The organism is Neorhizobium sp. SOG26 (assembly GCF_003491345.1).
Taxonomy (GTDB): Bacteria; Pseudomonadota; Alphaproteobacteria; order Rhizobiales; family Rhizobiaceae; genus Neorhizobium; species Neorhizobium turbinariae.
Genome location: NZ_CP025512.1, coordinates 624,210 through 639,860 on the forward strand (window position 1 = coordinate 624,210; position 15,651 = coordinate 639,860).

The following is a 15,651-nucleotide window of genomic DNA, read 5'->3' on the forward strand; positions in this document are numbered from 1 at the left end:
TATCGATTTCTGGCTTCAAGCCACCACTCCCAAGCCTCTCCCACCAAGGGAGGGGTTGGCCGCCGAGGTCGCCGCACCGCTCCTCTCCCCATGTGGGAGAGGACGCAATTTCGGCATCTTAGCTTCGGCTAAGTGTCAGAAATTGCCGGTGAGGCGATCTTACCCGCTCCTTATTCCCCCAGGATTTTTCCATGACCTATGCACAAACCAATCCGCCGGTGGCGGAGCCGCTGACGCTTGCCGAGGTGAAGGCGCATCTGCGCCTTGACGGGGCGGACGAGGATGCGCTGCTGGCATCGCTGATCCGCACGGCGCGCGAGCACCTGGAGCGGGAAACCGGGCTTTGCCTGATCGCACAGGGCTGGCGGCTTTATCTCGATGGCTGGCCCAAGGACGGGGTGATTCCGATCCTGAAGTCTCCGGTGCAAGCGATTCAATCCGTTACGGTTTATGATGCCGACGGCGCTCCGGTTGAAGTTTCACTGGAAGATCATCTGCTTGACGGGCAGGCGCGGCCAGCCCGCCTTTGGCTGCGGCATCCGCCGGCGCCGGGCCAGGCGCTGAACGGCATCGAGATCGATTTTTCCGCCGGCTTCGGCGAGGCGGCGACGGATGTGCCCGATACGCTGAAACGGGCGATGACGATCCATGTGGCACATATGTTTGCGTTCCGTGGCGTGCTCTCGGCGGACCAGCAGCCGGCAGGTGTACCAGACGGCTACGAGCGGCTGATCGCACCGTTCCGGATGCGGAGGCTCTGATGGTGGTCTTCTTTGATCCAGGCCAGCTGACCGCGAGGCTGAGCCTGGAGACGGCGACCGCCACGCCGGACGGACAGGGCGGGGCGACCACCACCTGGACCGAGGCGGCCTCGCTTTGGGCGCGGATCGAGCCGGTGTCGTTCCAGTTGCGGCAGGACGCGGGTGCCGAAACGGGCACGATCACGCACCGGGTTTGGATGCGGTTTCGCCAGGACATCCAGGCCGGGCAACGGTTGCGCAAGGGCGAGCGGGTGTTCGTGGTGAAGCTGGTGCGCGATCCGGACGAGACTGAGCGCTATCTCGTTTGCCAGTGCGAGGAGAAGGCCCGATGACGGCGATGAACGCGCTTCTGGCGGCAATTCACCAGACGCTTTCGAGCGATCCGGCGGTCGCGGCGCTCGTCGGTGCGGAAGGCATACGCGACCGGTTGCTGCCGCGCCCGCAACTGCCCTGCATCCTCTTCGGCACGACGAGCGATGCGAGCGTGATGCAGGCGATCGCCGACCTCAAGGCGCGCGGGCTGAAGATCTACCTTTACCCCTTCATGATGATGGACATTCCGCCGGGCAACGGGCTGCCGGATCCCTATGGTGGCGAGGAGCAGGCGGCTTATCCGTGGCGCGGACGTATTACCTGCTTCCCCGTGTCGGACGACGGGACGGCGGCCGTCGCGGACCAAATCGCTGCGTTCACGGATGGAGCAGAAGGGTATCGCCGCATGGTGCTGCATTATTCAGCGCTCGCGACAGCGGCTGGCGGGGTCGACGGCTTCATTATCGGTTCCGAACTGCGGGGCCTGACGCAATTGCGCGACGAGGAGAATGTCTTTCCCTTCGTGCAGGCGCTGGTGGATCTGGCGGCAGAGGTGCGGGCGGTGATGGGACCGGAGCCGAAGCTGACCTATGGTGCCGACTGGAGCGAATATTTCGGCTACCATCCGCAGCATGGTTCGGGTGACGTGTTCTTTCATCTCGACCCGCTCTGGGCTTCGCCGGACATCGATGCCGTCGGGATCGACAACTACGTGCCGCTGGCGGACTGGCGCGACGAGGATCTGGGCGCGGTCAATCCCGATGGGTTTCGCGTGCCGGATGATGTCGCGGCGATGCAGGGCCAGATCAGCGCCGGCGAGGGTTTCGACTGGTATTACGCGAGCGAGGAAGCGAGGCTGAGCCGCACGCGCTCGCCGATTACCGACGGGCTGGCGAACAAGCCCTGGGTGTTTCGCTACAAGGACCTGCATGGCTGGTGGTCGAACCGGCACTATGATCGGTCCGGTGGTGCCGAACATGTGGCGCCGACGGGTTGGCTGCCCGGCATGAAGCCGATCTGGTTTACCGAGCTAGGTTGCCCAGCGATCGACAAGGGTGCAAACCAGCCGAACGTCTTCGTCGATCCGAAGTCTGCCGAAAGCGCGGTGCCTTACTTTTCGGGCGGCGGCCGCAACGACAGCATGCAGCGGCGCTTCCTCGAGGCGCACCACCTGTGGTGGCAGGGGGAAGATGCGCCGGCGGGCATGGTGGACCCGGGCCACGTTTTTGTCTGGACCTGGGATGCGCGGCCGCAGCCGGCCTTTCCGAACAATGTCGATCTGTGGGCGGACGGCGACAACTGGCAAACCGGTCACTGGCTCTCCGGGCGCCTCGGGTCAACGACGCTTGGCGATACGATTGCGGCGATCCTTCGCGAACATGGTTTTGATGATTTCGACGTGTCGCAGGTGAGTGGCGACCTGAACGGTTATGTCCAGGGCGAGGTGACCTCGGCGCGTGCGCTGCTCGAACCGCTGCTGGAGGTGTTTCAGGTGGACGTGGCCGAGGAGGCGGGGCGGCTGACTTTCCGCTCGCGGCTGAAGGCAAGCCTGGCGCCGAAGCTGGTTTCGGTGGTGGCGGATAACGAGGACGAGCCGCTCTGGTCGGAAAGCCGGGGGCATGACAGCGACTTTGCGGCAGAAGCGGTGCTGACCGCTTATAATCCGGTACTGGATTATGAGCAGTCGAGCAGCCGCTCCCGTCGCGCTGCCGGCCCGAGCCGCCGCACGCTCTCCTACGACCTGCCGGCGGTGCTGCCGGAGGACCTGTCGCTGGAAGCAGCCGAGACGCTGTTGCGCGCGCAACGCCTGGGACGGCGGACGATCAGTTTCGCCATGTCGCCGGCGGAGATTACGCTGGAGCCCGGGGATGCGGTGCGGCTTGACCTGCCAGAGGCGGCCAATCCGGACGGGGTCTTCATCGTCGAGCGGGTCGAGGAAGCAAGTGCGCGACGCGTCGAGGCGCGCCATCATGCGCCGCTTGCTCCGGTCAATCGCGGGCGACCGGTGCTTCGCCGCAATGGCGGCGGCAATGGCCCCGAGGGCTTTGCGCCGGTGCTGCATTTCCTCGACCTGCCGCGCCTCTATTCAGGCGAGGCGGCGAGCTTTGCCCGCATCGCAGGCTTCTGCCGGCCGTGGAGGCGCATGGCGGTGTCGTCATCGATCACGACGGAAGGATATCGCACCCGCACCACGATCGAGCGGCCGGCGCGCGTGGGTGTCCTGACGTCGGCGCTGACGGGTGGCGTGACGGGCATGTTCGATGAGGTCAACGCGATCGAGCTGGATCTTTATTTCGGAGGCCTGTCTTCGGCGGCAGAGCTCGCGGTGCTGAATGGCGAGAACCGCCTGGCGGTGAAGGCGGAAAACGGCGTCTGGGAGATCATCGGGTTCGTCGATGCCGAGGAAGTCGCGCCGAACCGCTGGCGGCTGACGCGGCTGTTGCGTGCTCTTGCCGGGACCGAGGACGCGATGGGCGCCGGGGCCGCGGTTGGCGCTCCCGTCGTGGTGCTGGACGAGGCGGTCGTTCCGCTGGGGTTGTTGCCGGAGGAACGTGGCCGCAGCCTCAACTGGATCGTCGAAAGCCTGGGTCCGGCAGGCGGCCGATCTGGTCCGCATGTCTTTGCCGGTGGGCTGCGTGCCGAGACGCCACTGGCGCCGGTGCATCTTCGTGCGCAACGACTGGGGAGCGGTGACATCGAGATCACATGGAAGCGGCGCAGCCGGCTGGAGGGCGATAGCTGGGACGGCTCGGACATCCCGCTCGATGAACCGGACGAGCGGTACCGCGTGGAACTGCTGGAGGGGACGGCAGTGAAGCGGACGGCGGAGGTGGCGGAGCCCCTATTTGTGTACCCGGCATCGGACGAACTGGCGGACTTCGGCGAGCCGCAGGCGAGCCTTTCGCTGAGGGTGAGGCAGCTGGGTCGGGCTGTGCCTCTCGGCATTCCAGCTGAAACCATTGTCATCGTCGAGGATTAACAAGGGAGCATGAGCATGGATGATACAAAACATTGGTACCGGTCAAAGACCGTCTGGGGCGCATTGATCGCCGTCGCAGCATCCTTGCTGCAGGTCGCCGGACTTCAACTCGGTCCGGATGTGCAGGCCGATCTCGTTGAACTTATCGTGACTTCAGCTGGCGTTGTCGGAGGACTTCTGGCGATCTATGGCCGGATTGTAGCCGATAGTGGAATCAGGGGAAAATAAGCTGAGTTACTTGGCCCTACCAAGCATTCATTTGCCATTCAGCAGCCGTTGGATACATAATCCATCACATGCTTTGCATCTGAATCCTGTCGTACGTTGAGTGGAAAAGGTAGCTATGGCGCGACTGCCGATTATCGCAATACTGGCCGCCGGCATAGCCGCTTCGGTTGGTGTGCAGCCGGACCGTGCCCACGCACTCGACTACCTCGTTTTTGTCGCGGGTGACTGTGGATCGGCAGCGACCCGCGTGGTGCGCGAGACCGGCGGGCAGTTGCTGTCTGCCCAACCCTCGGCTGATGGCCAGACTTGCGTCGTCACGGTCCTGGTGCAGGGCGATGGCAAGCAGCGACCGCGCAAGGTTACTGTCAGGGTTCCCATGTAAGGTGGGCAACGCAGGTTCTAGGCCGGCATAGTGAATTTGAGGGGCGGTGCATGCGCATTCTGGTTGTCGAAGACGACGTCAATCTCAACAGGCAGCTTTCCGACGCCCTGAAGGAACAGGGCTACGTCGTTGATCAGGCGTTTGACGGCGAGGAAGGGCATTACCTCGGCGACACCGAGCCTTATGACGCCGTGATCCTCGACATCGGCCTTCCGGTGATTGACGGCATTACGGTCGTCGAGAAATGGCGTGCGGAAGGCAAGGGCATGCCGGTGCTGATGCTGACGGCGCGCGACCGCTGGAGCGACAAGGTGGCGGGTATCGATGCCGGCGCCGACGACTATGTCGCCAAGCCCTTCCATGTCGAAGAAGTGCTGGCCCGGGTTCGGGCGCTGATCCGCCGGGCGGCCGGTCATTCCTCCTCCGAGATCGTGTGCGGGCCGGTGAAGCTCGACACCAAGGCCTCCAAGGCGACGGTGGATGGGGTGCAACTGAAACTTACCTCGCACGAATTCCGTCTGCTCTCCTACCTGATGCACCACATGGGCCAGGTGGTTTCACGCACCGAACTGGTGGAGCACATGTATGACCAGGACTTCGACCGCGACTCCAATACGATCGAGGTCTTCGTGGGCCGGCTTCGCAAGAAGCTGGGCGTCGACCTCATCGAAACGGTTCGCGGCCTCGGTTACCGGATGCAAGCTCCCACCAATGCGCAATAGGCTTCCGCGCCTGAAGCTCGGGCCGAGCTCGCTCACCGCCCGGGTGCTGCTGCTGGCCACGTTGTGGTCGGCGCTGGCGCTGGTGGTGATCTCGATCGTCATCTCGCAGCTTTACCGCCAGTCTGCCGAACGCGCTTTCACCGACCTGCTGCGGGCGCAACTCTACAACGTCATCAACTCGATCACGATCGGCGACGACAACCAGCTTTCCGGCAGCCCGCAGTTGGGCGACCTCAGGTTCTCGCAGCCGGAGACCGGATGGTACTGGATCATCGAGCCGCTCGGGACATTCGCTGCGCGGCCACTTTCGTCGTCATCGCTGGGGACCTCCAATATCAGCGTGCCGTCGATCCTCGCGGTGCCCTTCAACAATCGCTACGAGCGCTTCTACAACGCGACCGACGCTTACGGTAACAACGTGCTGGTGGCCGAGACCGAGGTGGTGCTGGACGGCGAGGGACGCGCGGCGCGTTTCCGGGTGTCCGGCAACCTCTCGGTTGTCGAGGAGGACATCCAGACCTTCTCACGTAGCCTCTACATAGCCCTGGCCGTGTTCGGCCTGGGCAGCCTGATCGTGAACGGCTTGGCGATACTTTACGGGCTGCAGCCGCTGGACGGCGCACGACGTGCGCTGGATCGGGTGCGGCGTGGCGAGGTGGAGCGGGTGGAGGGACAATTCCCCCGCGAAATCATGCCCTTGGCGAACGACATCAATGCACTGATCGAAAGCAATCGGCGGATCATCGAGCGGGCCCGAATGCAGGTCGGTAATCTCGCGCATTCGCTGAAGACACCGATTGCGGTGCTGCTGAACGAGTCCCGCGCGGTGGAAAAGGTCCAGTCGGACCTCGTGCGCTCGCAGGCGGAAGGCATGCAGTCGCAGGTGCAGTCTTATCTGAACCGGGCGCGCATTGCCGCCCAGCGGGATTCCCTGTTGGCGCGCACGGAAGTGGAGCCGGTGCTGGAACGGCTGGTGCGCGTGATGAGACGGCTGAACCCAGACAAGGAGTTCCACCTTTATGTGGCGCCGCAGGGCATCGGCCTTGCGATGGAGCAGCAGGACGTGGAGGAAACCATCGGCAACCTGCTCGAGAATGCCGCGAAATTCTGCAAGACGGCTGTCTGGGTGACGGCGGTGCCGGGATCCGCGCCAGCGGGGGCGGAAGGCGACAGCGCACGCCGGCCCTGGATCGAGATGGCCGTCGAGGACGATGGACCGGGCCTGGAGCCCGATGAAATCCGCGAGGCACTGAAGCGGGGACGGCGGCTTGATGAAAGCAAGCCGGGTGCGGGCCTTGGCCTTTCCATCGTGCGCGAGATCGCCACCGAATACCAGGGCGCGCTGGAGCTTTCGCGCGGCGAACGGGGCGGCCTGAGGGCAAGGCTCACCCTGCCGGCGGTGACCAAGGATGTTGCGCATTCGTAAGGTGGCGGCGCGAACTGTGGCGGGGCGGCAACAACGGCGCATTCGTGCCTGCCGGATGTGGACGCAAGCGAAGCCTGCTATATCTTTGAACCTGAGGCCGCGCGGGACGCGCGGAGCGACGACAGGGGCTGATGATCGCCAGATTCTCGTGTTTTGCCAAAGATGCCTTAATGATGCCATTGCGGGACAGGAGCAGTCTCATCAACGATTCCGGAATGATGGCTGGGGCGACATCTAAGATGCAGAGATTGAACTACGGGCATATCGGAGTGCTGCTGATGGCGGCATCGGTTCTGGCTGGCTGCACCACCGCATCCACGGGTGGCAGCGGGCCGCGAGGGCTCCTGTCTCCACGCCCGTCACCTTCGGCATCCTATATCTCTGCTTTGCAGGGCGGCATCATCGGCCGTACCGGCGCGACATTATCGGAAAGCGATCGTTCCAGGGCGCTGGAGGCCGAATACCGGGCGCTGGAAGACGCAGCCCCCGGCCGCGCCACCCCCTGGAAAGGGCGCAACGCCGATGGCGAAGTCGTTGCCAACGCGCCTTACCAAGTCGGGACGCAGAACTGCCGGCAGTACCGGCATACGGTGACCGTCGGTGGCAAGGAAGTGGTGGCGCGCGGCGCAGCCTGCCGCAATACGGATGGGACATGGTCGCCACTCATCTAGCGCGACCAATTGACTTACGTCATGGCTTTGCCGGATTTGAAGCCTCATAAGCATCGCGAAAATGGAAGTCCCGCGATTGGTTGCGGCGAAACGCCTCAAATTCGCGTCAACCGCAGCGCCGCAGTTGGAAAGCGCCGGCCGTTGCAGTAATGGGCCATTATGCTTTTATGGATCGTCCTCGCAGCTCTGACGGCAGCCGTTGCGGCAGTCCTCATCCTATCGCTTGCCCGCGGTGCAAGATCGGCGGGCGCCGACCGCGCTGGTGAGATCGCTGTTTACCGCGACCAGTTGAAGGAACTTGAGCGCGATCGCGCGCAGGGGCTGATCGAAGCGGAGCAGGCGGAATATGCCCGCGCCGAGATCGGTCGGCGACTGCTGGCCGCCGCCGATGCCGGAAACGAGGCTTCGCAAGGTGCGGGACCGCGCAAGATTGGTTACCCGGCCATGGTCGTGACGGTGGTACCGCCGGCAATCGGGCTCTGTCTTTACCTGCTGCTTGGCAACCCGGGGATGCCGGACCAGCCGCTTGAAGCGCGACTTGCCAATCCAGGCAACAACATCGCGCTGCTGGTGGCCAAGGCCGAGCGGCACCTGGCGCAGAACCCGAATGATGGTGCCGGCTGGGACCTGCTGGCGCCGATCTATTTCCGCTCAATGCGGCTCGGCGATGCAGAAATGGCTTACCGCAATGCGATCCGCATCCTTGGCACCAATCCGGCGCGGCTTGCTGGGCTTGGCGAAACGCTGGTCGCGGCAAACGATGGCATCGTGACGGAGGATGCGCGGCTCGCCTTCGAAGACGCGGCGAAGCTCGATCCGGCCAATCCACGCCCGCGCTTTTATGTCGGGCTGAGCCATGAGCAGGCGGGCCGGCGGACGGAAGCGCTCGCGGCTTTCGAAGCGATTGCCAAGGAATCACCCGCCGACGCGCCGTGGATGGAACTGGTGAACCAGCACATCACCAAAAATGGCGGGACGGCCGTGGCGGGCAAGAACGCGCCGCAAACGGCTTCGCCGGAGAAGGCGCTTGGCGACCCCAGCCAGGAGGATGTCGCGGCAGCTGCGAACCTGAACCAGGGTGACCGGCAGGCGATGATCCGCGGCATGGTTGATGGGCTTGCGGCGCGGCTGAAGGAAGATCCCGACAATCTGGAAGGCTGGCTGCGGCTGGTGCGATCCTATTCTGTGCTCGGCGAGCGGGACAAGGCGCAGGAAGCGCTGAAAAGCGGCCTGAAGCAGTTTCCCTCTTCAGGTGAACTGGTGGCGCTGGCCAACGAGATCGGGCTTGCCGTGGAAGGAACGATGCAATGACGCGCAAACAGAAACGGCTTGCGGTGATTGCCGGCGGCATGAGCTTTATTCTTATGGCGGTGCTGCTGGTGATGTTCGCCTTCAGCCAGTCGGTCGCTTACTTCTTCATGCCGGCCGATCTTGCGACTGCCGATATCAAGCCGGGTACGCGCATTCGTCTTGGCGGCCTGGTGGCTGAAGGCTCGGTGAAGCGCGGGCAGGGCTCCACGGTAAGTTTTACCGTGACGGACGGGACCGGCAGCGTGCCGGTAACCTACAGCGGTCTTCTGCCGGACCTGTTTCGCGAAGGCCAGGGCGTGGTGACGGAAGGCAGCTTCGAGCCCACCTCCCGCAATTTCGTGGCCGACAGCGTGCTCGCCAAGCATGACGAGAACTATATGCCGAAGGAGGTCGCCGACCGGCTGAAGGCCGACGGGACCTGGAAGGACGCCGACGAAAATGCTCAGGGCACCGGCAAGGGGATGACGAATTGATCATCGAACTCGGCCATTATGCACTGGTTCTGGCGCTCGCCACCGCGCTGATCGTCTCGACGCTGCCGGTGATTGGCGCAAGACGCGGTGACATGGCAATGATGGGGCTAGCCTCGACCGGTTCGCTGACGCTGTTTGCGCTGGTGGCGCTGTCCTTCGCCTCGCTCACCTGGGCCTATGTCGTTTCCGACTTCTCGGTGCAGAACGTGTGGGAGAATTCCCATTCGCTGATGCCGCTGATCTACAAATATTCGGGCGTGTGGGGCAACCACGAAGGATCGATGCTGCTGTGGCTGCTGATCCTGGTTTTCTTCAGTGCGCTTGTGGCCGTCTTTGGCCGCAACCTGCCGGAAACGCTGCGGGCCAATGTGCTGGCGGTGCAGGCGTGGATTTCGGTCGCCTTTTTGCTGTTCATCCTGCTGTCGTCCAATCCGTTTTTGCGGCTTCAACCGGCGCCCGCGGAAGGCCAGGACCTCAACCCGGTCCTGCAGGACCTGGGGCTCGCGGTGCATCCGCCGCTGCTTTACCTCGGTTATGTCGGCTTTTCGGTCTGTTTCTCGTTTGCCGTTGCAGCGCTGATTGAAGGGCGCATCGATGCAGCCTGGGCGCGCTGGGTGCGGCCGTGGACGCTGGCCGCCTGGACCTTCCTGACGGCGGGGATCGCGATGGGCTCCTACTGGGCCTATTACGAGCTCGGCTGGGGCGGCTGGTGGTTCTGGGACCCGGTCGAGAACGCCTCCTTCATGCCTTGGCTTGCCGGCACCGCACTTCTGCATTCCGCGCTGGTGATGGAAAAGCGCGAGGCGCTGAAGATCTGGACTGTGCTGCTGGCGATCATGACATTCTCGCTCTCGCTGCTCGGGACCTTCCTCGTGCGTTCTGGCGTGCTGACCTCGGTTCATTCCTTCGCGACGGACCCGGCGCGCGGCATCTTCATCCTCTGCATCCTGGCGATCTTCATTGGCGGCGCGTTTGCGTTGTTTGCATGGCGGGCGCCGATGCTGAAGGCAGGCGGTCTGTTTGCTCCGATCTCGCGCGAGGGATCGCTGGTGCTCAACAACCTGATCCTGACGGTGGCGACCGCAACCGTGCTGATCGGCACGCTTTATCCGCTGATCCTCGAGACACTGACGGGCGAAAAGATCTCGGTCGGTGCGCCCTTCTTCAACATGACCTTCGGGCTGTTGATGCTGCCGCTTCTGGTGGCCGTGCCGTTCGGGCCGATGCTGGCGTGGAAGCGTGGCGATTTGCTTGGCGCGCTGCAGCGGCTCTATGTGTTTGCCGGGCTCTCGCTATTTGCCGGTCTCGCCTTCTTCTACATCCACAATGGCGGGCCAGTGATGGCGATCTTCGGGCTGGCGCTCGGTTTCTGGGGCATGTTCGGCGCCATTGCCGACCTTTGGTACCGCGGCAACTTTTCCAAGGTGGGCGTGAGCGTCGGTTTCAAGAGGCTTGCCGGGCTACCGCGCTCCGTTTTCGGGACGGCGATTGCGCATTTCGGGCTTGGCGTGACCGTGCTCGGTATTTTCGCCGCGACCACCTTCGGCACCGAAACCGTGGTGGAGATGAAGCAGGGCCAGACGGCAAATGCCGGCGGATACGTGCTGACCTATGACGGCATGCGTGACGCAGTCGGCCCGAACTACACCGAGCAGCGCGGGCACTTTACCGTGCGCAAGGGTGGGGCAACGGTGGGCGACACATGGTCGTCGAAGCGGCTTTATACCGCCCGCCGCATGCCGACCACGGAAGCGGGCATTCTGACGTTTGGCCTCAGCCAGCTTTACGTGTCCTTGGGTGACGCGATGGAAGGCGGCGGCATGGTGGTGCGCATCTGGTGGAAGCCGTTCATCCTGTGCATCTGGGGTGGGGCGTTGATCATGATGCTTGGCGGATTCGTCTCGCTGTCTGACCGTCGCTTGCGGGTGGGCGCGCCGAACCGCAAGGCGCGGGCGGTGAAGCCAGTGCTGGAGGCGGCCGAGTGATGTGGCGTGGCATGCTCCTGGCATTGATGCTGTCGATCTTCGCGCCGCTTTCGGCGATGGCCGTCAATCCTGACGAGGTGCTGGCCGACCCTGTTCTGGAGCAGCGGGCACGGAACCTCTCGGCGCAACTGCGCTGCATGGTCTGCCAGAACCAGTCGATCGATGATTCCAATGCGGAACTCGCCCGTGACCTGCGTGTCCTCGTTCGCGAGCGACTGAGCAATGGCGACAGCGACGAACAGGTGATCGACTACGTGGTGTCGCGTTATGGCGAGTTTGTGCTGCTTAACCCGCGGATGAGCGCCAAGACGATCATTTTGTGGGCGACGCCGGTGCTGCTCCTGTTGGGCGGCGCTGTTGCGATGTCCGTCTACGTTCGCTCACGGCCGCGCCAGCGCGCGGTTGCCGCATTGACGCCGGAAGAGCAGGCGCGCCTCGACGAGCTTCTCGAAAAGTAGCGTCCTCGAACATTACAAAGATTTCATCCTGCCGCCACGTGCAGTTAACCTGACCGCTCCTATATCTCTCGTCATCCACCGCCCGCCGGACCTCCGGCCACACAGATGACAGAAGATAAGAAGGTTAGGTAAAGATGCGCAAACTAGGACGTCCCTCTCTGAAGACCGTCTTGAAGACCACCACTGTCGCTGGTCTCGGAGCGGTCATGCTTTCCACCGGCATTCCAGCCGAAATCATCAGCTCCTATGCGGCTCCAGTGAGCGTCACGGCGCCGCAGGCACCAAGCTTTGCCGATGTCGTAGCGGCCGTTTCGCCGGCCGTTGTTTCTGTTCGCGTCCAGTCCGACGCGCAGCCCGTTTCCAACGATGGCAGCAATTTCTCCTTCAACTTTGGCGGCCGCGGCTTCGACCAACTTCCCGACGACCATCCGCTGAAGCGCTTCTTCCGTGAATTCGGTGGCCAGGATGGCCAGGACGGCAACCAGAACCGTGCCGAACGCGGTGGCCCGCGCAACCGCGACGGCAACCGTCCGCACCGCCTGCGTCCGGCTGCCCAGGGCTCCGGCTTCTTCATCTCCGAAGACGGTTACGTGGTCACCAACAACCACGTCGTTTCCGATGGCGCGGCTTATACCGTCGTGCTGAACGATGGCACGGAACTGGAAGCCAAGCTGATCGGCAAGGACAGCCGCACCGATCTCGCGGTGCTGAAGGTCGATGCCACCAGCCGCAAGTTCACCTATGTCACCTTCGCTGACGACAGCAAGACGCGTGTCGGCGACTGGGTGGTAGCCGTCGGGAACCCGTTCGGCCTTGGCGGCACCGTGACTGCCGGCATCGTTTCGGCGCGCGGCCGTGATATCGGCTCCGGTCCGTATGACGACTACATCCAGGTCGATGCTGCGGTGAACCGTGGTAACTCGGGTGGCCCGACCTTCAACCTTTCCGGTGAAGTGGTCGGCATCAACACGGCGATCTTCTCGCCGTCCGGCGGCAACGTCGGCATCGCATTCGCGATCCCTGCCTCCACCGCCAAGGATGTCGTGGCCGACCTGATGAAGGACGGCAAGGTCGAGCGCGGTTGGCTCGGCGTGCAGATCCAGCCGGTGAACCAGGATATCGCCGAATCGCTCGGTCTCAAGGAAGCCAATGGCGCGCTTGTCGTGGCACCGCAGGAAGGCTCGCCCGGCCAGAAGGCCGGCATCCGCGAAGGCGACGTGATCACCGCCGTCAACGGCCAGCAGATCAAGGACGCCCGCGAACTGTCGCGCAAGATCGCGGCACTTGGGCCGAACACCAAGGTCGACATCGCCCTGTGGCGCGATGGCAAGTCGCAGAATGTGTCCGTGACGCTTGGCAACCTGCAGAGCGACGAAGCATCCGCACCGACGCCTGAGCAGCCTGAATCGCCGGCACCGTCGAGCGAGAAGGCACTTGCGAGCCTTGGCATCACAGTCGCACCGGCCGGTGATGGCTCGGGTCTTTCGGTGACCGACGTGGATCCGGATTCCGAAGCTGCTGCCCGCGGCCTGAAGACCGGCGAAAAGATCGTCTCGGTCAACAACCGCAAGGTCGAAAGCGCCAACGACATCGGCCGCGTGATCGAGGAAGCCCGCAAGGACGGCCGCACCCGCGCCCTGTTCCAGGTGGAAGGCAACGGCTCGAGCCGCTTCATGGCGCTGCCGATCGACGAAGGCTGATCCATCCTGCCGAGCAAACGAGGGGCGCCGCCGGCAACGGTCGGCGCCCTTGCTGTTGAAAGGGAGCAAAATGCGCTGGGACACGAGTAACGCTGCCGAATCCAGTGGCACGAAAACCGGCGGTGACGCTATTGTGCCGCACATGAAGATTCTGGTGATCGAAGACGATCTCGAAGCAGCCGCCTACATGACCAAGGCCTTTCGCGAGGCGGGCATTGTCGTTGACCATGCAAGCGACGGCGAAAGCGGCCTCTTCATGGGATCGGAAAATTCCTATGACGTGATGGTTATCGACCGCATGCTGCCGCGCCGCGACGGGCTGTCGGTGATCAGCGAGTTGCGCAAGCGTGGCGTCAACACACCGGTGCTGATCCTGTCGGCGCTTGGGCAGGTCGACGACCGCGTAACCGGCCTGCGTGCCGGCGGCGACGATTATCTCCCCAAGCCCTATGCCTTCTCGGAACTGCTGGCGCGCGTGGAAGTGCTCGGACGCCGCAAGGGCGCACCGGAACAGGACATGGTCTACCGTGTGGGCGACCTCGAGCTCGACCGGCTTTCCCACGAGGTGCGTCGTGCCGGCAAGGAAGTGCTGCTGCAGCCGCGTGAATTCCGGCTTCTCGAATATCTCATGAAGAATGCCGGGCAGGTCGTGACCCGCACGATGTTGCTTGAAAACGTCTGGGACTACCATTTCGACCCGCAGACCAACGTGATCGACGTGCATGTTTCGCGGCTTCGCTCGAAGATCGAGAAGGATTTCGACAAGCCGCTGCTCAAGACCATTCGCGGCGCCGGCTACATGATCAAGGACGAGGGGTAAGATCCCTTGTTGAACCGTGCCCGCCTGATGTTCCGTTCGACCGCCGTGCGGCTGTCGGCGCTCTACATCCTGCTGTTTGCCCTGTGTGCGGCCTTTCTGGTCTTCTACGTGACCGCGATGTCCGAGCGCCTGCTTGCGCAGCAGACGCGCCAGACGCTGCAGGAGGAAGTGGGCGACGTGCAGCGCGCCTATGAGCGCGGCGGGATCAACCTGCTGGTGCGGATGATGGAGCGGCGTGCCCGCCAGCCGGGCGCCAACCTTTACGTCGTGGCGGGGCCGAACGGCGAGATGCTGGCCGGCAACGTGGCCTCGGTGCAGCCGGGCGTGCTCGACGAGCAGGGCTGGACGGAGCCGCCGTTCCGCTATGAACCTTTCGCCGAAGCGGAGAAGCCCGGCCAGGACGTGGCGATCGGTTATGTGATGCGACTCGACAACGGCCTGAGGATCATGGTCGGGCGCGACCTCGGCGATCCTGGTCGCTTCCGGCTGATCGTCCGGCGGGCGCTGATGGTGGCACTGACGATCATGGGTGTCGGCGCGCTGGTGATCTGGTTCGGCATCGGCCGCAACGCCCTGAAACGCATCGATCGCATGTCGGCGGCAAGCCAGAAGATCATGGCGGGGGACCTTTCGCAGCGGTTGCCGGTCGGCCGGTCCGGCGACGAATTCGACCGCCTTTCCGATTCCCTCAATGCCATGCTCGGCCGCATCGAGAAGCTTAACGAAGGGCTTCGGCAGGTGTCCGACAACATCGCCCACGACCTGAAGACGCCGCTGACGCGGCTGCGCAACAAGGCGGCCGACGCGCTTTCGGAAGATCGCGAGGATGTGCGTCGCGCGGCGCTCGAAGGCATCATCGGCGAGTCGGACCAGTTGATCCGCACCTTCAATGCGCTGCTGATGATTTCGCGCGTCGAAGCCGGATCGATTGCCGCGGAGATGTCGGAAGTGGATCTGTCCGCCGTTTCGGCTGACAGCGCCGAGCTTTACGAACCGGTGGCGGAGGAGGCGGGGCTTCAACTTTCAACCGAAGTGCAGCCCGGCGTGACGGTGAACGGCAACCGCGAGCTGATCGGCCAGGCGATCTTCAATCTCCTCGACAATGCCATCAAGTATTCCGGTGACGGAGACGACAACCGCGGCATCAAGCTGCGGCTCGTCAGGCGGGATGATGAGATCCGCCTATCCGTCTGCGACAACGGGCCTGGCATTCCCGCCGACAAGCGCGAGGATGTGCTGAAGCGGTTCGTGCGGCTCGATGAAAGCCGCTCGAAGCCGGGCACAGGGCTTGGGTTGTCGCTGGTGGAAGCGGTGATGGAGCTGCATGGCGGCTCGCTGGAGCTTTCCGATACGTTTGGGGACCGCCCGGATGCACCGGGGCTCACCGTCACCATGGTCTTTCCGGCGCCAAGGCTCTAAGTG

14 protein-coding genes and 1 pseudogene are annotated in these 15,651 nt (G+C 63.6%); all 15 read left to right on the top strand.

The features are described from left to right. The first annotated feature begins 191 nt into the window (after positions 1 to 191). The 15 genes and pseudogenes from CYG48_RS03080 to CYG48_RS03150 all read left to right on the top strand — a co-directional run bounded on the left by CYG48_RS03080 (position 192) and on the right by CYG48_RS03150 (position 15,648). Positions 192 to 761 carry a head-tail connector protein gene (locus CYG48_RS03080; RefSeq protein WP_118849032.1) on the top strand — a complete coding sequence of 190 codons (570 nt, stop codon included), beginning with the start codon at positions 192 to 194 and terminating at the stop codon, positions 759 to 761. After that, the gene (locus CYG48_RS03085) at positions 761 to 1,093 is read left to right on the top strand and encodes a phage head closure protein (RefSeq protein WP_445304317.1); all 333 of its coding nucleotides are present in this window, start codon (positions 761 to 763) and stop codon (positions 1,091 to 1,093) included. Before CYG48_RS03080 ends, CYG48_RS03085 begins: the two co-directional genes overlap by 1 nt. A 131-nt stretch (positions 1,094 to 1,224) precedes the next feature. Continuing rightward, positions 1,225 to 4,053: pseudogene (locus tag CYG48_RS03090) on the top strand (baseplate multidomain protein megatron); the annotation flags it as partial. Positions 4,054 to 4,068: 15 nt separating this feature from the next. Further along, positions 4,069 to 4,281, top strand: coding sequence for a hypothetical protein (locus tag CYG48_RS03095; protein ID WP_118851468.1), 213 nt, complete (start codon positions 4,069 to 4,071; stop codon positions 4,279 to 4,281). Between the two features lie 115 nt (positions 4,282 to 4,396). Then, complete coding sequence (locus tag CYG48_RS03100; protein ID WP_118849034.1) at positions 4,397 to 4,663, top strand: hypothetical protein; 267 nt, start codon at positions 4,397 to 4,399, stop codon at positions 4,661 to 4,663. 50 nt (positions 4,664 to 4,713) lie between these two features. Beyond that, positions 4,714 to 5,385: a response regulator transcription factor gene (locus tag CYG48_RS03105; RefSeq protein ID WP_118849035.1), complete on the top strand. Its 672-nt coding sequence runs from the start codon at positions 4,714 to 4,716 to the stop codon at positions 5,383 to 5,385. Continuing rightward, positions 5,375 to 6,811 carry a sensor histidine kinase gene (locus CYG48_RS03110; protein ID WP_118849036.1) on the top strand — a complete coding sequence of 479 codons (1,437 nt, stop codon included), beginning with the start codon at positions 5,375 to 5,377 and terminating at the stop codon, positions 6,809 to 6,811. Before CYG48_RS03105 ends, CYG48_RS03110 begins: the two co-directional genes overlap by 11 nt. Before the next feature lie 239 nt (positions 6,812 to 7,050). Continuing rightward, positions 7,051 to 7,482, top strand: coding sequence for a hypothetical protein (locus CYG48_RS03115; RefSeq protein WP_118849037.1), 432 nt, complete (start codon positions 7,051 to 7,053; stop codon positions 7,480 to 7,482). 159 nt (positions 7,483 to 7,641) lie between these two features. Continuing rightward, positions 7,642 to 8,793 (top strand): c-type cytochrome biogenesis protein CcmI, encoded by a 1,152-nt coding sequence (gene ccmI / locus CYG48_RS03120; protein WP_118849038.1) that lies wholly within the window; start codon positions 7,642 to 7,644, stop codon positions 8,791 to 8,793. Then, positions 8,790 to 9,266 carry a cytochrome c maturation protein CcmE gene (gene ccmE / locus CYG48_RS03125; RefSeq protein ID WP_118849039.1) on the top strand — a complete coding sequence of 159 codons (477 nt, stop codon included), beginning with the start codon at positions 8,790 to 8,792 and terminating at the stop codon, positions 9,264 to 9,266. Before ccmI ends, ccmE begins: the two co-directional genes overlap by 4 nt. Then, positions 9,263 to 11,251: a heme lyase CcmF/NrfE family subunit gene (locus CYG48_RS03130; RefSeq protein ID WP_118849040.1), complete on the top strand. Its 1,989-nt coding sequence runs from the start codon at positions 9,263 to 9,265 to the stop codon at positions 11,249 to 11,251. The genes ccmE and CYG48_RS03130 overlap by 4 nt, the downstream gene beginning before the upstream one ends. After that, positions 11,251 to 11,709 carry a cytochrome c-type biogenesis protein gene (locus CYG48_RS03135; RefSeq protein ID WP_118849041.1) on the top strand — a complete coding sequence of 153 codons (459 nt, stop codon included), beginning with the start codon at positions 11,251 to 11,253 and terminating at the stop codon, positions 11,707 to 11,709. The genes CYG48_RS03130 and CYG48_RS03135 overlap by 1 nt, the downstream gene beginning before the upstream one ends. Positions 11,710 to 11,843: 134 nt before the next feature. After that, positions 11,844 to 13,409 carry a Do family serine endopeptidase gene (locus CYG48_RS03140; protein ID WP_118849042.1) on the top strand — a complete coding sequence of 522 codons (1,566 nt, stop codon included), beginning with the start codon at positions 11,844 to 11,846 and terminating at the stop codon, positions 13,407 to 13,409. Between the two features lie 70 nt (positions 13,410 to 13,479). After that, entirely contained in the window at positions 13,480 to 14,229 is a 750-nt protein-coding gene (locus CYG48_RS03145; RefSeq protein WP_118849043.1) for a response regulator transcription factor, read from the top strand. Positions 14,230 to 14,256: 27 nt separating this feature from the next. After that, the gene (locus CYG48_RS03150; protein ID WP_199925268.1) at positions 14,257 to 15,648 is read left to right on the top strand and encodes an ATP-binding protein; all 1,392 of its coding nucleotides are present in this window, start codon (positions 14,257 to 14,259) and stop codon (positions 15,646 to 15,648) included. The last annotated feature ends 3 nt before the right edge of the window (positions 15,649 to 15,651 follow it).